Origin of the sequence: Undibacterium sp. Dicai25W (assembly GCF_049340505.1) — a bacterium.
GTDB lineage: Bacteria > Pseudomonadota > Gammaproteobacteria > Burkholderiales > Burkholderiaceae_D > Undibacterium > Undibacterium jejuense.
Window position 1 is genome coordinate 195,073 of the sequence record NZ_JBMPOQ010000006.1, and the last position, 20,756, is coordinate 215,828.

Annotated in this window: 20 protein-coding genes; 11 read left to right on the forward strand and 9 right to left on the reverse strand. The window is 46.1% G+C overall.

From position 1 onward, the window contains the following. Positions 1-36: 36 nt before the first annotated feature. The gene (locus tag ACO0KY_RS09605; protein WP_423045575.1) at positions 37-1,128 is read right to left on the reverse strand and encodes a saccharopine dehydrogenase C-terminal domain-containing protein; all 1,092 of its coding nucleotides are present in this window, start codon (positions 1,126-1,128) and stop codon (positions 37-39) included. Between the two features lie 199 nt (positions 1,129-1,327). On the opposite strand from ACO0KY_RS09605, the gene ACO0KY_RS09610 reads away from it, so the two are divergent. Beyond that, positions 1,328-1,774 (forward strand): Lrp/AsnC family transcriptional regulator, encoded by a 447-nt coding sequence (locus ACO0KY_RS09610; protein ID WP_186910738.1) that lies wholly within the window; start codon positions 1,328-1,330, stop codon positions 1,772-1,774. A 24-nt stretch (positions 1,775-1,798) separates the two neighbouring features. Here ACO0KY_RS09610 and ACO0KY_RS09615 read toward each other — a convergent pair whose 3' ends face one another. Further along, positions 1,799-2,122 carry a hypothetical protein gene (locus tag ACO0KY_RS09615; protein WP_423045577.1) on the reverse strand — a complete coding sequence of 108 codons (324 nt, stop codon included), beginning with the start codon at positions 2,120-2,122 and terminating at the stop codon, positions 1,799-1,801. A 121-nt stretch (positions 2,123-2,243) separates the two neighbouring features. Further along, positions 2,244-2,561 carry a hypothetical protein gene (locus ACO0KY_RS09620; protein WP_423045579.1) on the reverse strand — a complete coding sequence of 106 codons (318 nt, stop codon included), beginning with the start codon at positions 2,559-2,561 and terminating at the stop codon, positions 2,244-2,246. Between the two features lie 207 nt (positions 2,562-2,768). On the opposite strand from ACO0KY_RS09620, the gene ACO0KY_RS09625 reads away from it, so the two are divergent. Beyond that, positions 2,769-4,973, forward strand: a complete 2,205-nt coding sequence (locus ACO0KY_RS09625; RefSeq protein WP_423045581.1) for a hypothetical protein — start codon at positions 2,769-2,771, stop codon at positions 4,971-4,973. Positions 4,974-5,050: 77 nt separating this feature from the next. Here ACO0KY_RS09625 and ACO0KY_RS09630 read toward each other — a convergent pair whose 3' ends face one another. Further along, entirely contained in the window at positions 5,051-5,947 is an 897-nt protein-coding gene (locus ACO0KY_RS09630) for a LysR family transcriptional regulator (protein WP_423045583.1), read from the reverse strand. A gap of 394 nt (positions 5,948-6,341) precedes the next feature. On the opposite strand from ACO0KY_RS09630, the gene ACO0KY_RS09635 reads away from it, so the two are divergent. The 3 genes from ACO0KY_RS09635 to ACO0KY_RS09645 all read left to right on the forward strand — a co-directional run bounded on the left by ACO0KY_RS09635 (position 6,342) and on the right by ACO0KY_RS09645 (position 8,046). Then, positions 6,342-6,887: a carboxymuconolactone decarboxylase family protein gene (locus ACO0KY_RS09635; RefSeq protein WP_186910743.1), complete on the forward strand. Its 546-nt coding sequence runs from the start codon at positions 6,342-6,344 to the stop codon at positions 6,885-6,887. A gap of 96 nt (positions 6,888-6,983) precedes the next feature. Further along, on the forward strand, positions 6,984-7,337 hold the full coding sequence (locus ACO0KY_RS09640) for a CZB domain-containing protein (RefSeq protein ID WP_186910744.1): 354 nt from the start codon (positions 6,984-6,986) through the stop codon (positions 7,335-7,337). 97 nt (positions 7,338-7,434) lie between these two features. Then, a complete protein-coding gene (locus ACO0KY_RS09645; protein ID WP_423045586.1) occupies positions 7,435-8,046 on the forward strand; it encodes a pyridoxamine 5'-phosphate oxidase family protein in 612 nt (203 codons plus the stop codon). Positions 8,047-8,265: 219 nt separating this feature from the next. On the opposite strand, the gene ACO0KY_RS09650 is transcribed toward ACO0KY_RS09645, so the two are convergent. Both ACO0KY_RS09650 and ACO0KY_RS09655 read right to left on the reverse strand, forming a co-directional pair. After that, on the reverse strand, positions 8,266-9,060 hold the full coding sequence (locus ACO0KY_RS09650) for a LytR/AlgR family response regulator transcription factor (RefSeq protein ID WP_423045588.1): 795 nt from the start codon (positions 9,058-9,060) through the stop codon (positions 8,266-8,268). Continuing rightward, positions 9,057-10,202 (reverse strand): sensor histidine kinase, encoded by a 1,146-nt coding sequence (locus ACO0KY_RS09655; RefSeq protein WP_423045590.1) that lies wholly within the window; start codon positions 10,200-10,202, stop codon positions 9,057-9,059. Before ACO0KY_RS09655 ends, ACO0KY_RS09650 begins: the two co-directional genes overlap by 4 nt. Before the next feature lie 199 nt (positions 10,203-10,401). Between ACO0KY_RS09655 and ACO0KY_RS09660 the strand changes: the two genes are divergently transcribed. Genes ACO0KY_RS09660 through ACO0KY_RS09675 form a run of 4 tightly spaced genes read left to right on the forward strand, consistent with a single transcriptional unit; the run spans position 10,402 to position 14,095 of the window. Then, the gene (locus tag ACO0KY_RS09660; RefSeq protein ID WP_423045592.1) at positions 10,402-11,388 is read left to right on the forward strand and encodes an MBL fold metallo-hydrolase; all 987 of its coding nucleotides are present in this window, start codon (positions 10,402-10,404) and stop codon (positions 11,386-11,388) included. 39 nt (positions 11,389-11,427) lie between these two features. Continuing rightward, positions 11,428-11,901 (forward strand): (2Fe-2S)-binding protein, encoded by a 474-nt coding sequence (locus ACO0KY_RS09665; RefSeq protein ID WP_423045594.1) that lies wholly within the window; start codon positions 11,428-11,430, stop codon positions 11,899-11,901. Continuing rightward, entirely contained in the window at positions 11,901-13,643 is a 1,743-nt protein-coding gene (locus tag ACO0KY_RS09670) for a molybdopterin cofactor-binding domain-containing protein (RefSeq protein WP_423045596.1), read from the forward strand. The genes ACO0KY_RS09665 and ACO0KY_RS09670 overlap by 1 nt, the downstream gene beginning before the upstream one ends. Beyond that, positions 13,643-14,095 carry a molybdopterin cofactor-binding domain-containing protein gene (locus ACO0KY_RS09675; RefSeq protein WP_423045598.1) on the forward strand — a complete coding sequence of 151 codons (453 nt, stop codon included), beginning with the start codon at positions 13,643-13,645 and terminating at the stop codon, positions 14,093-14,095. The genes ACO0KY_RS09670 and ACO0KY_RS09675 overlap by 1 nt, the downstream gene beginning before the upstream one ends. Positions 14,096-14,173: 78 nt before the next feature. Here ACO0KY_RS09675 and ACO0KY_RS09680 read toward each other — a convergent pair whose 3' ends face one another. Genes ACO0KY_RS09680 through kbl form a run of 3 tightly spaced genes read right to left on the reverse strand, consistent with a single transcriptional unit; the run spans position 14,174 to position 17,831 of the window. Continuing rightward, on the reverse strand, positions 14,174-15,556 hold the full coding sequence (locus tag ACO0KY_RS09680) for an L-serine ammonia-lyase (RefSeq protein ID WP_422989015.1): 1,383 nt from the start codon (positions 15,554-15,556) through the stop codon (positions 14,174-14,176). 48 nt (positions 15,557-15,604) lie between these two features. Further along, on the reverse strand, positions 15,605-16,576 hold the full coding sequence (locus tag ACO0KY_RS09685; RefSeq protein WP_186910750.1) for an NAD-dependent epimerase/dehydratase family protein: 972 nt from the start codon (positions 16,574-16,576) through the stop codon (positions 15,605-15,607). Positions 16,577-16,625: 49 nt separating this feature from the next. Next, the gene (gene kbl, locus ACO0KY_RS09690; protein ID WP_423045601.1) at positions 16,626-17,831 is read right to left on the reverse strand and encodes a glycine C-acetyltransferase; all 1,206 of its coding nucleotides are present in this window, start codon (positions 17,829-17,831) and stop codon (positions 16,626-16,628) included. A gap of 148 nt (positions 17,832-17,979) precedes the next feature. Between kbl and ACO0KY_RS09695 the strand changes: the two genes are divergently transcribed. Both ACO0KY_RS09695 and ACO0KY_RS09700 read left to right on the forward strand, forming a co-directional pair. Then, positions 17,980-18,552 (forward strand): helix-turn-helix domain-containing protein, encoded by a 573-nt coding sequence (locus tag ACO0KY_RS09695; RefSeq protein ID WP_186910752.1) that lies wholly within the window; start codon positions 17,980-17,982, stop codon positions 18,550-18,552. Between the two features lie 564 nt (positions 18,553-19,116). Continuing rightward, the gene (locus ACO0KY_RS09700; RefSeq protein WP_423045603.1) at positions 19,117-20,754 is read left to right on the forward strand and encodes an OFA family MFS transporter; all 1,638 of its coding nucleotides are present in this window, start codon (positions 19,117-19,119) and stop codon (positions 20,752-20,754) included. Positions 20,755-20,756 lie beyond the last annotated feature (2 nt).

Here is a 20,756-nt window from a genome sequence, read left to right on the forward strand (position 1 = left end):
CAGTACTTTTTAAGTACGGGTCAACGTACCGTCTAATTATACGGCGTAATATTTACCAAAGCGATTGGCGAGGAAATCAGATAAATTGGTCTGTTCCTGACGTACCAGGCCATGCTGTGGCAATTTGCCAGTAACCACCAGATCCACCATCGCGCAGATGCCTGACGCTGTGGTCAATTGAATCGCTGACAACAGTTGTCCGTTAACGTTTTGGGCGTAGATTTTTTTCGCGTAGGATTCTTGCTCCAGACGGCCAGCGCGCATACCGACTACGCTGACGAAAACCAATACCACGTCCTGTTTGGTCATTGGAATCGAGGTTTCTAACACATCTTTTAGGATAGGACGGCGTTCTAATTTACCCAATTCCAGGTCGCGAATCAGCATTTTCACGATGTCGCGGTGGCCAGGGTAGCGTACAGTTTTGTAGTTCAGGTTTTGCACTTTGCCTTCAAGACTTTCACACAATGTGCCTAAACCGCCAGACGTGTTAAAGGCTTCATAGTCGATACCGTCGAGGGAGAAGTGTTCGATTTCTTCCAGTGCTGCGGTTTCACGTAACTGACCATCAACGATGGCTTCGCAAGGATTGCAATATTCGTTGATCAGGCCGTCAGTGCTCCAGGTCAGATTGTATTTCAGCGCGTTGTTAGGGAAAGTTGGCAGGGCACCGACGCGCATGCTGACATCGCGCAGTGTTCCGAATTTTTTTGCCACGTCATTCGCTACGATGGAGATAAAGCCCGGAGCCAAACCGCATTGTGGAACAAATGCGCAATCTGCGCCTTCAGCAAGCTGTTTGACTACACGTGTGCTTTCTACGTCTTCAGTCAGATCAAAGTAGTGAGAATTTGCTTCGCGCGCAGCACCAGCGATGATTGGGGTGAGGAAATACGGACAAGCTGACAACGTCACTTTGTGACCGCGAATCAACTCAGTCACTACAGCTTTGTCGCCAAGATCAGCGTGGACTACACGGGTATGAGGAAAACCTGCTTGTTCTACGTACTTGAGACGTTCCGGATCACGGTCCGCAACGGTTATTTCATAGTCACCAGTGTGTGACAATAAATTCAGAATTGCATCACCGATTTTACCTGCGCCCAACAGAATGAGTTTCGTTGCCATGATTTGTCTCCGGAAAGTTGTGGTTATTTGATGTTTGAAAAAATGCAGCTGGGCTGAATTTTATTCACACTCAAAGTGTTGTTAATTTTGTTCCTGAGATAAGTCTAGGCTTAAGTTTTGTCAGATAATAGTGTCTAAGTTATCGTCATACTGCATGAAGGTAATACAATCTGACTATGATTTAATACAAAATGACAAGATGAGACCAGAACTCGATGAAGTGGATAATAAAGTATTGGCATTGCTGATGGATGATGCACGCTTGCCTGTTACTACGATTGCAAAGCTAGTTGGGATTGCCAGAACAACCGTTATTGCACGGATTGCGGCTTTGGAAAAACGCGGGGTCATTGCCGGATATGGCGTTAAATTAAGTCAAAAACTGGTGCAACCGGCAGTTCGAGCTTACGTAGGTCTATCGGTAGAGGCGCGCTATGCGGCAGGATTGATTAAGTATTTACAGCATTTGCCGGAAACTGAGACATTATGTGCCGTTAGCGGTGCTATCGACTATATGCTGACTTTGCGTTGTGATACCACTGATACACTCGATCGCTTATTGGATCAGATCGGCGCCATGGATGGCGTGCGTCAAACCTCGACATCCATTATTTTGAGCAAACGCATTGATCGTAGTGCAATCTAAAATTGACTGGATCAGATCTGATCATCAAGAGTTGCTGGCGGGTTTAACCTGGTTTTTTTTAGCCACAACACTGGGCTTTTTTGGTGTCAAATTGTCAGAGAAGTGCGTGTTAGACTGCATTAATACCTGTAAATGAATTGAGGCGCGGTCAACGCCGCTTCTGTCTAATAATGACGATAGTTGTGCATTTTCAGAATTGGCAGGTGCAGCTTGTGCGCTTTCTGGTTGAACTTTCTCTGACTGCCCTTGTGGAATTGACAAAGACGCCACTGCATAGGCATTGCCGCACATTAAGGCGGACAGAACGCTGATGGAAAACAAGCTGCGAAGTATAGTTTTATTTAACATGATTGCCTGCGGTTATTCTAAGTGAAACCAACAAATAAGCGTGCTGCAGAAAAATTTTACGTGTCCGACAACATCATAATGTCGATATTGATAAAATGACAGCTAATTTTAATTATATTAATTAAATAACTAAAGCTGACTTTTTGTGTGCGTTAAGCTTATTCTGCAAGATTTTACTATCAACTTGGTTCATTACAAGTTTTTGTTCAAGATTTAAGCGTTTTGCTTCAATGACTACGGTTTGCATTGCCAATCCTGATTGCGCGATATCGTAGGCGATTTTCTCTTGTTCAGACATCTTGTGCGCGCTAATTGTCACGCTTGGGATAGCGGCGACTGAAGCTGCATTCAATGGACGGACGTTGGCGCTAGCGATGACCGTAACAGCAATGGCTGCCAGAGTTGCGAGGCTGATAGTGGCTTTATTCAAGGTTTTCATGATTTTCTCCGATGTTCTTTCAGTGAGTGTTAAGTCAGTTGCGATGTCATCACTTTAGGGAAAAAGAACCAAGGGTGCGACCAGATTGCGATGAAATGCGGGATTTGAGGCATGAACTTCATTAAATACCTCCTGAAATGTCCGCTCATCCGGATAAAATCGATGACTAATCGTTTGTTGATATGCAGAATTTCAAATGGAATGTGAATGCTAAAAAAATCTTTGCTTGGCTGCTTGCTGATGGGATCGATGGCGTTCCCAGCGCGTGCTCAACTTCAAACCTGGGGTGAGTATCCGGACGTGCCACGCCTAATGCCGAATTCAGTTACTAACGGGAATCGTGATTTAAGTCAGATTGATCCCTTACGTGCCTTACAAAATTTAGATGAGATCGAGGTGCAGTCCTGGCTGAGAAAGCAAAACGATTTAACCGGCCGGTTATTAAGCCGTATTAATGCTCGTGATGAATTGCTTGCCCGGCTACAAGATCTTGATATTGCTTCGCGTGTCCAAAAGAACGTGGCCACCACGCCGTTGGTGATGAAAACAATAGTGCCTCCCATGGCAAAAAAATCGGCACGTATAGAATTAAAAGTCACTGGTGCTGAGATTTATACTCAGTCGGCTAGTGATCAGCGCACCCGTCTGATTATTCGTAATGAAATCATAGGCAGTGAGCGTGTGCTATATGTTGAAAATCCCGGCGAACATCTGTTACGCGTGGCAGCTGCGCCAGATGCCAAGCATCTTGCACTCATGTTAGAGCAGCCATCTGGTGAAGTGTTGATCCGTGTTGTCAGTGTGCTGGATGGCGAACTATCGGACGATAATATTTTCTGTGCGTCAGCAGGAAGCGTTGCAGAACCATCGATGATCTGGACTGCTGATAGTAGCGCGCTCATTTATAGTCAAAGCCTGGCTGCAAGCAGCCTCAATAAAACGGATATCTGGCTGCATGTGATTGGTCAGCCACAAAAAAACGACAAAATCATTATAGGAGCGCAAGCGACTGGAACGTTTGCAAAAAAACTGAAGATGAGTTCGCTGGACGTACCAGTGATTACTGCGTTGACAGGAACCCCGTTACTATTGCTTTCCATTTCGCAGTCTGAGGAAAAAACAGAGGGTAGAGCGGGTGGAAAGGAGCGTAGCTATTTCTATGTCAATCAATCTGAAATAAGAACAACAGAGATTCCCTGGAAAAATTTCGCAATGCCCGTCGATAAAGTTCAGTCGCTGATACAGGAAGGTGAGCAGTTATTTTTGCTCACCAATAAAAAATCTGCTAGCGGTGAAATACTCAAAATGGATTTAAGTAAGGCAAGTGACAAGCTGCAGTTGAGTCAATTTAAAGAGCTGGTCAAAGCGAGCGCAACTGAAATTAAAGACATTGCTGTCAGTAAAACTCATTTGTTTTGGCATGCGCTTGCCGCTGACGATAGCAGAAGCAAACTGTTTAAGCTTGATCTCACCAATGGCGCACTTGCTGAGCTCACGTTGCCAGAAAGTGGTGTTTTGACACAATTACATGTGGATCATGATACTGAATTACTGAGTTTTAATTTGAAAACTGCAAACGCGAGTGCTGGTGCCTACACAATGACGCCGCAAGGAAAAACCACAGTCGTCACTGCTGCGGTGCCCATGCAACGTGAAGTCGTTAAAGAGGGAAATCCGGTTGAGAGGAGACCTTTATTGATTCCTGCTGCGGATGGACGGAGTCTTAGCGTGGATCTGAGCTATCTGCGTGGTTTCGAAAAGAATGCCGAACATCCGGTTTTATTGCGGATTGCGCCTGGCACGGATGTCGCCACGGAATTTGGAGATATGGCATGGCTAGAGAAGGGTGGCGTGATAGCAAATCTGAATATCAATGTCGCTGGAACACAGTCTGCAAAAGTCGTCGATGCTGTCAGCGATATCGCAACTGTTGCGCGCTATCTGGTCAAGGAGAACTACGCTTCACCTAAAAAATTAGTGGCAGAAGAAATGCAATCCGGCAACAGTGCGCTCATCAAAGCGATGTTGCGTCAGCCAGATTTGTTCGCAGCCGTGGCCGCGCACGATGTTGCCAGCGAGGAATTGCCAAAGGCGCCCGGACTGATAAAGCCGAAAATAAACACACCAAGAACGGCCTACGCGGAATTGCGTGCAGAGGTTGCCTATCCTGCGATTTTGTTGACGGCAGATGCAAAAAGTACGAAGGCACCAATCTGGATGACAGCCAAATTGGCTGCAGGCTTGCAAATTTTAAGCACGAATAAAAATAAACCAGTGTTGCTGCAAACAATGGCCCAAAGTACGACGACGGAAGACGCGCTTACGCAAAAAGCGAATCGTTGGGCATTCTTTTTATGGCAAACAGGAGTGCAGGAATTTTCTTTAAAACCCCAGCAAATTTTTACCAGATGATATTGTTGATCGGTCATCGAACTGGTCGTGAAAATATTCAATGACGGCGAGATATACTAATTTGTGTGAGTTATATACTACGGCATCACTTTTTCACGCAAGCGTTCCACCGCCAAGTCTAAAAATGCACGCACGCGCTGTGGTGCTCGCCGTCCTTCGCGGTGAACGATATGGACGGGCAATGCGGCCGGTTCGAATTCCGGTAGCACCGTTTTTAAATTACCCGATTGCAGATGTTCTGCGACTTGGTAGGAGAGCAGGCGCGCTAATCCAAATCCGCTGAGGGCCGCGGTGATCGCTGAATCATTGGTGGTGGTGGTCATTCTCGCCTGTAGTTTTATGGTTCGCAGTGCGCCGTTTTCGTTTAATTGCCACTCGAGATTAGGTGTAATACTGCTGGCTGAAATGATGCTGTGTCGATGCAAATCGTCCGGAGAGCTTGGAATCCCATACCGAGCGAGGTAGCCTGGTGCTGCGCAAATCACCCTTCTAACGTGCCCCACGCGAATTGCTTGCATACTGGAATCTGGTAAATCACCGATGCGAATTGCCACATCAACTCCTTCATCTAACAGATTTACAACGCGATCTAAAAACAGGCATGAGGCACTGACTTCGGGATAAAGGTTTAAATATTCCGTGATGATCGGCGTAATGTATTTGTTGCCGAACAAGACCGGTGCTGTGATGCTGAGCCGACCTCTGGGGGCGCTGTGCATGCCGCTGACAGATTCGTCTGCTTCAGCCATTTCTGCAAGAATTCTACGGCAATCTTGAACATACCTTTCACCTGCTTCGGTGATGCGAATGGTGCGAGTGGTTCGCGTCAAAAGTCGAAGCCCAAGCTGCGTCTCTAAATCGTTAATGGCTCTGGTAACAGCTGGTGGTGACATATTAAGTTTGCGCGCTGCAGCTGCAAAACCATGGGTGTCAACCACGGCGACAAAAACAGTGATCAGGTGAAATTTGCTCATTGCGCCTCAATTTATTCTGATAAATGAAATGATTCAGTGATTTTATCAGTGATTACAATAATTTTTAGGTGTAATTGTTGTGTAATCATCAGCTCAATTCGTGACTAAAGCGCTCATTTCAACACGCTTAGGTTGAAAAGTAATTGGCAGACTGCGAGAAGAATCTTATGAAGAAAGTCGCGACTAACACCGGACGCTACGATTGATCTTCTTATTATTATTATTATTATTATTTCTAAAAATGGAATAGTGAATTCAATTTTTCGATTATTCCATATCGTTTGTTAACTGAATATAGTTCTCTCATTCGCTCGAAACGCAGCGACAGCCCGGGTAAAAATGCTTTTAACCAAGCCATCTAAACCTATTTTTTTATCGAATAAAGGAAATTATCATGTCACGTATCTCCATTCCTAGCGTTGAAACTTCCGTCGAAGCATCCAAGCCATTGCTCGCTGCGGTACAAAAACAATTGGGCGTAACGCCTAATTTGATGAAACTGGTTGGTCATAGTCCAGCTGCATTAGAGGGCTATTTGTCCCTCAATGGGGCGCTGGCCAAGGGTACGTTGAATGTGCAATTGCGTGAACGTATTGCATTGGTGATTGCTGAATACAACGGATGCGATTACTGCCTTTCGGCGCACGATTATCTGGGACGTCATGTCGCCAAAATCTCAAGCACTGAAATCGATGCAGCGCGCGATGGTCGTTCTGAAGACGCACGCACAGAAGCAGCTTTGCAGTTTGCTTTACGTGTAGCTCAGTCCCATGGTCGCGTGAATGATGCGGATTTGGATACTTTGCGCCTCGCCGGATTCGATGATGCTGCTGTGGTTGAAATCGTTGCCAATGTTGCTGTGAATGTTTTAACCAATTACATTAATAACGTGGCACTGACAGATATCGATTTCCCTGTTGTACGCGCAAAAACAGCATAAAGAAATGGCTTGATGCCGGAGCGAAACCAACCGATGTTTTAAGCGTTGATTTCGCTCCTTATCGTAACATTGACGAAGTCTGCTTAGGGGGGGGATATGAATCTCGATAACGCTGTTGAAACCCACGCCCAGTGGAAAACCAAGCTCCGTTCGGCCATTGTCAAACGTGAGCAATTGGACTTGGCTACCTTGTCCAGAGACGATTGTTGCGAGTTGGGGTTATGGCTGCATGGTCCAGGCAAAGCGAGCTACGGAAAGTTGTCATCGCATGCTGATTGCGTGCACAAGCACGTACTTTTCCATAGCGAAGTGAGTAAGGTTGCTAAGGCAGTAAATGCTAATCAATTTGAGCTCGCCGATCGCTTGCTTAACGCCGGAACATCCTATGCAAAGGCTTCGAGTGAATTGGGTGTTTCTTTTTTGCGTTTGCGTAAAGAGGCGGGTATTTAGAGGCTTTGGATACCAATCATTTGCATTGAATCGGGACGATCATGCGTCGCTGTCGCAGACCGACTTGTTTTCCACGATATAAGGTTTGGATAGCGGTATGAATAAATTCGAATACATTAGCGACGTGGCGTTTACTCCTGCCGTTAAAACGATACAAGAGCGCAAAGGCTCACGTCACGCTTATGCGAGAATGGAACAGAATGGCTCGTGGGAGTCAATCATCACCCCTGAACTCGAAAACTACATTGCTGTTCAGGCCAGTTTTTATATGGCGACGGTGAATGCCGATGGTCAACCCTATATTCAGCACAGGGGTGGACCCGCGGGATTTCTTAAAGTGCTGGATGCTCACACTTTAGCCTTTGCGGATTTTAGTGGTAATAAGCAATTTATTTCGCAAGGTAACCTTTCGGAAAATCCCAAGGTCCATCTATTTTTAATGGACTATGCAAACAGGCAACGAATTAAAATTTGGGGAGAAGCGAAAGTCATTGAGGATGATGTTGCATTACTACAGAAATTGATGCCACAGGGTTACGCAGCAAAGCCTGAGCAGATTATCGTCATTAAGCTAATTGCATGGGATGCCAATTGTCCGCAACACATTCCGGTGAGATTTGACGGCGCGAAGGTAAAAAACGCTTTGGATGAAAAAGATGCACGAATCAGAGCACTTGAAACTGAAATCGCCTCGCTAAGGCAGAAATGATTGTTAATGTAAGACCAGGATTTAATACATTGCTCGGAAAACTGAGAAGTTCAGTGTGTATATTTTTAGTGCATATTTTTAGTGTATATTTTAAATCTGTTCTGAACGTGGACGGTGGAAAGAACAATGTGGATGAGCATAGATCAAGCTTGTCCCAGTGCGGTGTATTCCTTTAATTTGCAGTGGACGGAAGCTTTGGGCGATAATCGATTTTTGTTCTCAAGCGTTGATCCAATTTTTAACAGCCGAGATATAGCGTTCACTGACCAAGACTTGGTTGCCACAGCGGAGCGCCATTTTATAGCTGTTGTCCGGCATTACTTGCATTTTTATGATTTGATCTTTGCGAATAATAGTGCTGCGATGTATACGCAAAAAGATGGCAGGATCCAAATGCTTTTCAAGTAAACTCATTGATGCCCGATATAGTGTCTTTTTATCCTTCAAATGAAGCTGCATGTAATTTCCTTGTGCTTCTATCCAGAACACGTCTTTGAGTGCAATACGCTCGATGCTGCCTATCGACCGTACGCTGATAAATTGCCAATAATCTGTGGTTTGCTTGGTAGTAAGAATAGCTTCGCTATTTGCATAGGCGCGCAGCGATTTGGCGTAGTTGGCTTGTTGCTTGAGTTGCAGCATCGTCGACGCACGTTCTAATGCAAGTTGCAGGCGGTGATCATCTAGCGGCTTAAGTAAATAGTCGAGCGCATGCAAATCGAAAGCTTCGATAGCATGCTCATTGAATGCCGTAATAAAAATAATCAAGGGGGTTTTTTCTTTTGACGCCAGTTCGCGTGCCAAATCCAGTCCTGATTCACGTGGCATTTGAATATCGAGGAAAATCACATCGATTTCCTCGGTCGCTAAGACTAAACGCGCATTGGCAACATTGCCGACTTGAGCGACGACGTGCCAGTCAGCATGTTCACTTAGTGCATAGTAGAGATTCTTACGACCCAACTCTTCATCATCGACGATCAGGGTGCGTATGGCATTTTCCGAGGAGCTCATAGAATCCTTTCAGGCTTTTGAAGTGGTATATGAATAGTCAATTCAAAATACTCCTGAGTTTTTTTTGTATGCAGTATAGCCTGACCCGCGTACAGTAAATCTAAACGCGTCTTCGTCTGCGCAAGTCCTATGCCTAAGCCAGGATTTGGCGTACTTTGTTGTCCCAGGCTATTTTTTAAATGTATGTGTAGTTGTTCGCCATGGAGTGAGAATTGCAAAAAAATGCTGCATTGTTGTTCATGGCAATCCAGGTCATGACGCAATGCATTTTCAATTAAGGGTTGTAACAGAAGTGGAGGGCAATCGCCATGCATGACGGTGTCGCTATCTCCTTGTATATGCATTTGTAAGCGCTCTCCATAGCGCAGATTTTGTAGCGCCAGATAGTCGCGAACAAATTGCAATTCATCGCTAAAGCGCACCCAATCTTTGCTGCTGGCATTGAGTGCGTAGCGCAGTAAATCGCTGAGTTGTCGTATTCCGGAAAGTGCTATTGGTTTTTCATTTGAACGTACCAGAGCACTGATAGCGTTGAGCGCATTGAAAATGAAATGCGGTTCTAATTGCTGCCTTATTGAGCGTAAGCGTTGTTGTTCCAACGCCAGATGTAGATTTAAATTGGCCGTTTCCGCTTTCTGCAGTGTTGCAGCACGTTCTTGACCTTGATGCCATATACAGATGGCAGTTATGACCGCAAAAGTACCAGTAAACCAAGCAAATTCGAGAAACCAAGTGAAATGATCATACGTGGCCAGCGATTGCATCCAGTTGTACAAATTTAATTCTTCAGATTGCCGCAAGGTTTTTGAGGCAGCATTGTAGAACATGTGCAGAGGGTAGAAGCAAAGCGCAAGCGCAACATAAAGACGAGCAATTTTTTGCGCACTATTAATGATCGACAAACGATTACTCAATGTGATGAACAAAATGCTACTCATCAGGATAAGGGGTACGTGGTTATCTACCCAACTGAGCCATAGTCGATAGAAATCTAAGTTTCGCCCTTCTTTAAGTAAGTCTTGAAAGTTGCCGGCAGCACCTACGGTGCAGATACCAAACCAAATCGTTAAGTTAATGAGAAGCGCGTTGAATATCTGTGTTGAGGACATTCTTGTTGTCGGCACTGCGGTTAATGTTGGCATTTGTTTGACGTTATGGTGAACGGTACATGGTGCATGGACTCACCCATGCTCGAGAAGCAGTATAGCAGTGGCTAATTGGGTTTGAATATAGCCAACTCCACCCTCTCATCACACGCTTTTCCTGCTTCATCACATCACGCTTAACCTGACTCTGATCAATTTGCATAATTGGATTTTTATCTGATCATTGAGGTTCAAAATGAATAACAAGGTTTCTAGATCGATGAGATTTGGTTTGAACATCGTTTGTGCTCTCGGCGTGTTAGGCAGTGCCGTCGGCGTCATGGACGTCGCTCATGCTGAGGCGCCCTTGGTACGTATTCAAGCCCCCGCGTTTTATCGGACGTTAGTGGGAACGTCGGAGGTAACAGCACTGCTTGACGAAAACTCACCCTGGTCAGAAAGCCTTGAGGTCCTGTTCCCTGATTTGAGTAAGGAGCAAAAACAAGCGTTGCGAGCAAAAACACATTTACAGCCACAGAATGATTTTTCAACGATTGCTTACTTAATTAACACAGGTACGAAATTGATTTTGATTGATGCCGGGGGGCGTGGTTCCGCGCCAACTTACGGACAACTTTTTAACAATATGAAAGCCGCCGGATATCGTCCGGAACAGGTTGATGATATCTACATTACCCATATGCATGGTGATCATATTGGTGGCTTGTCAGAAAACGGAGTGCGTTCATTTCCAAATGCCATCGTGCACGCTGATTACCGCGAACTGGTGCAATGGGAAAAATTAGCAAAAAAAGGTAACGAAGGCGCAAAAACGGTAGTCGCCTTGCTGAAACCATACATCGACGCCAAAAAATATCAAACCTTTGACGGCGACACGGAATTTTTCTCTGGCTTTAGAGCAATTGCAAGTCACGGTCATACCGAGGGGCACAGTTTTTATGCCCTCGAAAGTGAAGGCCAAATAATGGTATTTTGGGGTGACTTTGTTGTCAATGATAAGGTTCAATTCGAGCTGTTAGATGCGATCCCACCAGGCGAAGCCGACCCAGCCAAAGGTATCGCGCTGCGTAAGCAACTGTTTGCCGAGGCAGCACAACAAGCGTATTTAATTGGTGGTGCGCATTTCTCTTTTCCAGGGATAGGCCGAGTCCGTGATTTAGGTGGTAAATACATTTGGGTACCCGTCGATTATGCAGCGATCCCTGCTGCAATTATCAAATAGGTCGTTTTTATTAATAATCAAAATGTGAGACGGCTAACGATGATTGCTATTCATGTCAATGGAAAAGAGCGGCGCATTCAAGCCGCTGCAGATAAACCTTTGCTGTGGGCTTTACGCGAAGATTTGGGTTTGACAGGCACCAAATTTGGTTGTGGCGCCGCTTTGTGCGGTGCATGTACTGTGCATGTCAACGGCGAGGCAGTCAGAAGTTGCGTACTGCCATTGCAAGCAATTCAAAAGCGTAAGGTTACCACCATCGAAGGGCTCTCGCCTGATTGCACTCATGTTGTGCAGCAAGCGTGGATCGCACATCAGGTGCCACAGTGTGGCTACTGTCAATCAGGAATGATCATGGCGGCCTCTGCATTATTGGCGCGTACCTCGCAACCGACCGATGCACAAATCGATGATGCAATGACAAATCTATGTCGGTGTGGAACATACACAAGAATACGTGCAGCAATTCACAGCGCGGCAGCAGCTTTGGCGCAAACAACGTCAGAGGGGACATGATGAACGCCCCCTCAATGCCGTCACGTCGACTTTTTATCGGCTCCAGTGTGGTAGCTGGCGCCTGGATTTTAGGTGTGTCAAATATAAGTGCCAGCAACGATGCACAGGCACAAGAATTAAAGGTAGAGCCTGTCAAATCGCCGTTTGATTTTTGGTTGAAATTTACCGCCAGCGACGAAGTTATTGCCTATACAACCGTGACAAGTTTAGGACAGGGTACTTTTACGTCGATCGCACAAATTGTTGCCGAAGAATTGACGCTGTCTATGGAGAAAATTCATGTCGAACACGCTCCCGTGATTGCTGAATTTCATCAAAATCGTGGTGGTGTACCACCAGGTATAACGACTTTCGGTAGCAGGGGATTCATCGCTGCGCGCATTACGATTGGATCAGCTTGCGCTGCGGCGCGTGACATGTTGTTGCTTGCAGCTGCTCAGCTTTGGCAGGTGCCACTTGAAGAATGTATTTTGCAATCTGGCACTGTTTATCATCAATCAACCCGACGACTGCTTGCGTTTAGTCAGCTTTTTGACATTGCTGCGACACTTCCTGTGCCCCAAAAACCTAAAGTGAAAGAACCGAAGGATTGGCAAGTGTTAGGCAAATCGACGCCCCGTGCGGACATACCTTCGCGGGTTAATGGTTCTGCAATTTTTGGTATAGATGTTATGCCTCAGGGCTTGCTTTATGCAGCAGTGATGCATGCACCGCGTTTTGGCGAGAGTCTTGTTGGTGTTGATCAGCGCCCGGCACTCAAGTTGAAAAGTGTGCACAAGGTTGTCGTGTTGTTTAACGCAGTTGCAGTGGTGGCGGATAGTTATTGGACGGCAACTGTCGCTTTGAAATTATTGAAACCGGTATGGCGTGCAAGCAATAAACCTGTTCTCGATTCTGAGCAAATGAGTGCGGCATTGTTGGATGCTGTAACGAAGGGGGATGGCTTGCCATTCCCAAGCGCACGTCGACAAAACGTTGATGGCACTGCAGCTGCATTAACAAAAGCGGCACATATAATCGATACAACTTTTGAGGCGCCGTTTTTGGCACATGCGACGATGGAACCTATGAACGCAACCATCGAAGTGAGTCGAAATCGCGTTCAAGTATGGATATCCACACAAAGTCAATCCGATACACAACGCGGTATCGCAGAAGCCTTGGGTTTGAAGGTTGAGCAAGTCACTTTGCATTCGCAACATGTCGGTGGCGGTTTTGGTCGCCGCTTAGAGCACGATTTTGCAATCGAAGCTGCGTTGATTGCAAAAGACATCGGTGTACCTGTGAAAACAATTTGGTCGCGCGAAAACGATACACGAGCCGGTTATTATCGACCAATGACGACAGCACGTTTGCGCCTCGCTTTAGATGAGCAGTTTATGCCGATGGCACTGCGAACCGATATGGCAAGTCCGTCCTTATTGGCCTATAGTAAGGTAACTAATGGCCCCGCGATAAAGGTTTTGACTGGAGCACAATCATGGGGCTGTTTGGTCTGGCCTACCCGATTCCTACAATGGATACGCGCTGGGATAACATCGATTTTGGCGTACCTTGTGGATATTGGCGCTCGGTGGGCAATTCTCAGAACACGCTTTTCATTGAGCAAACCTTGGAATTGGCTGCACGTGCCGCTGGGGAAGATTCGATTGCTTATCGTCGTCGTTTATTGCGTAATCATCCGCGTGCTTTGGGTTTTATTAATCAGTTCGCCACGCATGCGAAATGGGATGCGCCGCTGATGCCAAATAGTTTTCGCGGTTTTGCAATGAATGGAACTGGAGAAGATTTATACAGCGCTCATATCGTCGAAATTGAAGTACTTGCGCCGGGTAAATTCAAATTATCAAAAATATTTGCAGCAATCGATCCGGGAATCGTGGCTAACCCCAAAATGGTTGAAGCGCAGATGCAAGGCGGCACTTTTTTTGGATTGAGTGCTGTGCTATTCAGTGAAATTAGCTTTAAGGATGGTATGGTTGAGCAGGGGAATTTTGATACTTACCGACTTATGCAGATGTCCAAAACACCAACCATCGACGTGCTGGTCATGAGTCAGGGAACTGAAATAGCAGGCGTTGGCGAGGAAGGGCCGCCATCTATCATTGCTGCCGTGGCAAATGCGCTACTAGCTGCCGGAGGCAAACCGATTGTGCGTTTGCCGGTTAAATATTCCGGCTGGGAATTAGCTTAGTATGTATTGATCTGAATTAAATGGCTCCCGCGGTTCGTCCTGGGAGCCACTTTCATTCACATCAAACCTCAGCTTGGTTTAGCAAGCCGCGTAATTGACTGTGACGACGTGAATAGCTAAGCCGCCCAATGAAGTTTCTTTATACTTTGCCTGCATGTCGTAACCTGTTTGACGCATTGTTTCAATCGCATCATCGAGGGTTACTTTATGTGTGCCATCACTGCGTAGTGACAAGGATGCTGCAGTGATCGCTTTAACCGCCCCCATGCCATTGCGTTCTATGCAGGGAATTTGTACCAATCCACCGATAGGGTCGCACGTCATGCCAAGGTGGTGCTCGATACCTATCTCTGCTGCCGCTTCAATTTGTTCATTGGTGCCACCTAATGCGGCAGTCAATCCGGCAGCTGCCATCGCGCAAGCGACACCGACTTCTCCCTGGCAACCAATTTCAGCACCGGAGATAGATGCATTCTTTTTGCACAGCATGCCAATCGCGGAAGCGGCGAGCAGGAAATTTCGAATTCCTTGTTCCGGATTGCTTGGTTTGCAGTCTTCAGCGTAGTAGCGCAATACGGCAGGAATAATCCCTGCTGCACCGTTGGTTGGTGCTGTGACGACACGGCCACCTGCAGCATTTTCTTCGTTGACTGCCATGGCATACAAGCTCACACGGTGCAAGCCATCGTGTGGCAACACGTCGGTCGTTTCATTCGCAGTGCGCCACAATTTGGCGGCGCGGCGTTGTACATGCAGGCCACCGGGCAATTCACCTGTGAGTTGCAGGCCGCGTGAAATACAGCCTTTCATGACATTCCAGATTTTATCCAGGCCTGCATTTAATTCATCGTCGCTGCAATGGACGATTTCATTACCGCGCAGCATGGTCGTGATGGACAGTCCAGTGCGCTGGCCGTGTGCCAATAAATCCGCCATCGTTGAAAATGGGAAAGGTACAGGTTTGCTATCGACATCTTTACCCGCATCAGGATTTTCTAATTCTTCTGCTGAATAGATAAAGCCGCCGCCAGTTGAGTAGTAGGCTTTTTCTTCGACGCTACCGTCTTTGTGCGTCAGGATGAACTTCATGCCATTTGGATGACCGGGCAATACTTCTTGTTTATGCCAGAGAATATCGACGGCAGGATCGAATGTGACCGGATATTCACCGAGCAAATGCATTTTATGCGTGCTAGTGAGTTGCGCCAGTTTTTCTTCAACGCTTTCTGGTGCGACTTCTTGCGGGGTTTCGCCCATCAAACCCAACATGACTGCTTTATCTGTGGCATGACCAGTTCCTGTTAGGGCTAAAGAGCCGTAAAGCGCAACCTGGACTTTTTCAGCCTGGAACAGATTTTTTGATTCCAGCAAAAAACGGCGCGCCGCCAGCATAGGGCCAACCGTATGGGAACTGGATGGACCCACGCCTATTTTAAATAAATCGAATACACGCATGTCCATCGTTTGTTCCTCTTTGTCTCAAATATTAAATTTATTATGTATCGCTATTTATGCTGCCTTATTCAACTCCTTAGTTTCTATACGCACGTTTTTCAACATGTCTTCTACTAAGTGTTGTAAGCCTACCTTTGCTTGCCAGCCCCAGTCTGCACGCGCTTGATTGTCGTCCAGACTTTGTGGCCAGGACGCAGCGATCGCCTGGCGGCTGTCTGGTGCGTAGTGTATTTCAAATGCGGGCAAATTTTGTTTGATTGCAGCGGCTAATTCACGTGGATTGAAACTTAAACCCGCAACATTATACGAAGAACGTATAGAAAGTTTGGTGGCAGGTGCATCCATCAAAGAAATCGTGGCGTGAATCGCATCTGGCATGTAGATCATAGGCAATGTTGTTTCCGCTTCCAGGAAGCAACTGTATGCTTCACCACGTAATGCGGAATGGAAGATTGCAATCGCGTAATCAGTCGTTCCACCGCCCGGAGGAGATTTGAAGCTGATAATGCCTGGATAGCGGATACTGCGTACATCAACGCCATATTTTTCAAAATAATATTCGCACAAACGTTCACCCGCTAATTTGCTGATGCCGTAAATGGTGCTTGGATCCATCACCGTGTATTGCGGTGTGTTGACTGCTGGTGTGTTTGGACCAAAAGCGGCAATTGAAGAAGGCCAGAATACTTTCAATGGTTTGCCAGCTTCGCCACGGATGCGCGCCAACTCAAGGATGTTGAGCAGGCCATCCATATTCAGTTCCCAGGCTTTCAATGGCGCTTTTTCACCAGTTGCCGACAACAAAGCCGCCAATTGATAGACCTGTGTGACTTCGTATTTCTCAACAACTTCAGCAATACGTTCCGCGTTCAGAACGTCAATTACTTCGTAGATTGCTGCGCCATACAAGCTGTTTTGTGTGATGTCTGCCGCGATTACATTTGCGGCGCCATGTTGGTTGGCTAATGCTTCAACCAGCTCGCTACCGATTTGGCCGTTAGCGCCGATAACTAAAATTTTTTCCATGGTGTTTCCTGATAATCTGTAATAACGAATATAACGAATCTGATTGTATTTACTTAATTAAGCCCAATTCACGACCAGCTTGAGCAAAGGCGGCGAGAGCGGTATTGAGTTGTTCTATGCTATGTGCTGCGGACAATTGCACGCGCACACGCGCTTGTCCCATTGGTACGACCGGATAAAAGAAACCGGTGACAAAAACACCGAGCTCATAAAGACGCGCAGCGAATTTTTGCGCCACAGGTGCGTCAAATAGCATTACTGGAACAACTGGATGCGTGCCGGGTTTGATGGTGAAACCTAAAGCGACGATCTCACGGCGGAAGTGTTCGGTGTTGGCATGCAGGCGATCACGCAATTCTGTTGACGAAGACAAACGCTGCAAGACGGACAGAGATGCGCCGGCGATGGATGGAGCTAAAGTATTCGAGAACAGGTAAGGGCGTGATTTTTGGCGCAGCGTATCAATCACTTCTTTGCGGCCAGCAGTAAAGCCACCCATAGCTCCACCTAATGCTTTGCCCAGCGTGCCGGTGATGATGTCAATTTTGCCGATGACATTGTGATGTTCATGCGTACCACGACCTGTCGCGCCCATGAAGCCAGACGCGTGGCATTCATCGATCATGACTAAAGCATCATATTTGTCTGCCAGTTCGCAAATCTTGTCGAGCTGGGCAATCGTGCCATCCATTGAGAACACGCCATCAGTCACGATGATGCGATGACGTTTGTCGGCAGCTGCTTGTAATTGCACTTCCAGATCGGCCATGTCGTTGTGCGCATAGCGATAACGCGCTGCTTTGCACAAGCGAATGCCATCAATAATGGACGCATGATTCAATGCGTCAGAGATAATCGCGTCATTTTCATCGAACAGAGGTTCAAATACACCGCCGTTGGCATCGAATGCCGCTGCATACAAAATGCAATCTTCTGTACCGAGGAAGCTGGCAATGGCTTGCTCTAGTTGCTTGTGTACGGTTTGTGTGCCGCAGATGAAGCGCACCGAAGACAGGCCATAGCCAAATTTTTCAGTCGCTTCTATCGATGCCTGCACCATGGATTCATCGCCAGATAAACCTAAATAGTTGTTGGCACATAGGTTAATCAGTGTGCGGCCATCATCACAGACGACTTCTGCGCCTTGGCGTGAAGCAATAATGCGTTCTTTTTTGAACAAGCCTTGTTCGCGTAAGTTATCAAGATTGCCAGCAAGATTGCTGATGAAGTGTTGTCTGGAAGTGTTGGTGCCCATGATTGTCTCCGGAATATAAGGGAAGCTAAACTAAAGCTGTTAAACTTATGCTAAATTATTTCCCAAACATCTTGAAATTTCGATATTGAGAACTAAAGTTCAATATATCGAATATTAATCGTACTTTTTTAATGGTGCAATAGTCTGTATGAAAAAAGTTTTGTTGAATACGCCTCCTGAAGTTGGCGCTACTTTGCAAAAAATGCGTCTGGAACGTGGATTGACTCTGGAAGACCTGTCGCGTACGGCAGGTGTCTCTAAGTCGATGTTGTCACAAATAGAACGTGAAAAAGCCAATCCCACCATTGCTGTGACCTGGCGCTTAGCCAATGCTTTGGGTGTTTCTATTGCGGAATTATTATCTTCTGAAGGGCCAAAATTAGACGAGATACGTTTATTGGAGTCTCATGAAACACCAACTTTACCTGGAGAGCATGCTGGCTATACCTTGCGTATATTGGGTCCTATGGAATTAGCTGGCAAATATGAATGGTATGAGCTCACGCTGGCTCCAGGCGGTGCGTTGGTCTCGAATTCGCACGATCCCGGCGCCAGTGAGCATTTGACGGTCTTGCATGGCAGCGTTGAGGTCGAAGTGGAGACGAGTCGCAGAAAAGTCAAAGTAGGGGCAACTGCCCGCTACGATGCCGATAAAAATCATGCGATCAAGAACGTCGGTAAAACTGAAGCAAAGGCCTTGTTAGTTGTTATCCATCGTTAACAGTTGACACAGATAGGGTTTACTGAAAACTTTCTGTATCTTATTTTATCCCCAATAAATTATCCCTGATAAAAATAGGCCTCATGTAATTCTGGCCTATTGCGGCGGGGATGGTCGCATGTTTCTCTAGCTCTCACTATTGTGCCTTCCATTTAATTTTTAAATTCTCGATGTGCTCGACAGAGCCATAGTTTTTCGCTTTTTCTTTGTTATTTTAGTAGTCAACTCCAGCGATTAACTTTCTCCTTGAAACATTTGCTTACTAAAAAAGAAGCCAAATCCCTCATTTTTGTTGCTTAATGAACATATTTCGTTGTTTCAATTGTTGCAATTTGTAAATAATACTTACACAATAGAAAGTTATTCTTTGTTAGTGTTTATGTGTAATTTTTTTGCATCTTGCAGATAAGATAAATTAGTTTTTCTTTTAGTTTATTTTGCAGTGGTAATTGGTTTTAAATCTTAGTGACCTCCAGGGCTTGTCTGCAATTGTTTCAATCGGTATTTCAAAAGACGGTTGAAACTATTGTGAGAGGCCCTGATTTATTTTAAAGGGCAGTACGCATGTCTCAGTATAGTTTGTTGTCGAAAGAGCGCACCATAGCGAGCAATCATTTCAACCGGTGGCTAGTGCCACCGGCAGCCCTGGCAATTCATTTGTGCATTGGTATGGCATATGGCTTTTCAGTTTTTTGGTTGCCGCTGTCAAGGGCGATTGGAATCAAGAACCCGCTCGCATGTCCAAAAGAAATGGGCTTGTTAGAGGAGCTGTTTGCGAATAATTGCGATTGGAAGATTTCTTCTCTGACGTGGATCTACACCCTGTTCTTTGTTTTTCTGGGTAGTTCTGCAGCCTTGTTCGGCAAATGGCTTGAACATGCTGGACCGCGAAAAGCCGGAGTGGTTTCTGCACTTTGCTGGTGTGGAGGATTGGTGCTTTCAGCATATGGTGTTTATATTCACCAGATGTGGCTGATGTGGCTAGGTTCCGGTGTCATTGGTGGTATTGGCTTGGGGTTGGGTTATATCTCACCAGTGTCGACGCTGATTAAATGGTTCCCAGATCGTCGTGGTATGGCGACAGGTATGGCAATCATGGGTTTCGGCGGTGGCGCGATGGTCGGTGCACCAATGGCAGACTATTTGATGCGAATGTTCGCAACGCCAAGTTCGGTCGGTGTCTGGCAAACGTTTTTGTGTATGGCCGCCGTGTACTTCGTGTTTATGATGGCCGGTGCTTTTGCTTATCGTGTGCCGCCTGCTGGATGGGTTCCTGCAGGATGGATTCCGCCAGTTGCTAAGTCAAAAAATGCAATGATCTCCTCACGTCATGTTGATCTTGCGACCGCATGGAAGACTCCGCAGTTTTGGCTCATTTGGGGCGTGTTGTGTCTGAACGTTTCTGCTGGTATCGGTATTCTTGGTATGGCTTCGCCACTGTTACAAGAAATTTTTGCCGGGAAGCTGTTAGGGGTCGATCTTGCTTTTAATGATTTAAGCACGGAACAAAAAGCGCAGGTTGCTACAATTGCTGCTGGCTTTACTGGTCTTTTGTCATTATTTAATATTGGTGGGCGCTTTTTTTGGGCTTCATGCTCCGATTACCTGGGACGAAAAGCGACATACTTTATTTTCTTCGTACTCGGTTTCGCTTTGTATGCTGCGATTCCTAGTGTTGGTAAAGCTGGTCATCTCGCGTTGTTTGTTCTTTCTTTCTGCATTATTTTGTCAATGTATGGCGGTGGTTTCGCGACTGTTCCTGCCTATCTGGCAGATATGTTTGGTTCGCAAATGGTGGGTGCCATCCATGGGCGCTTATTGACGGCCTGGGCTACAGCCGGCGTATTGGGGCCCTTGCTTATTACCTATATTCGCGAATACCAAATTGCGCATGGCGTCGCCAAAGCGCAAGCTTATGATGTGACGATGTATATTCTTGCTGGTATGTTATTGCTGGGATTTATTTGTAATTTATTGGTCAAACCTGTGGCGAGTGATAAATTTATGAGTGAGTCAGAATTGGCTGCTGAGCGTCAATTGGTCCGTACGCAAGAATCTGTATCGCAGATTAAAGTTGGTAGCGCACAATCAGCTTTTTCAAGTAGTCCGGTTCTATTGAGTTTATCGTGGGCGGGTGTGGGTATTCCAATGTTGATAGGTATTTGGCTTACGTTCCAAAAGGCGCAAGTTTTGTTTAAATAAAT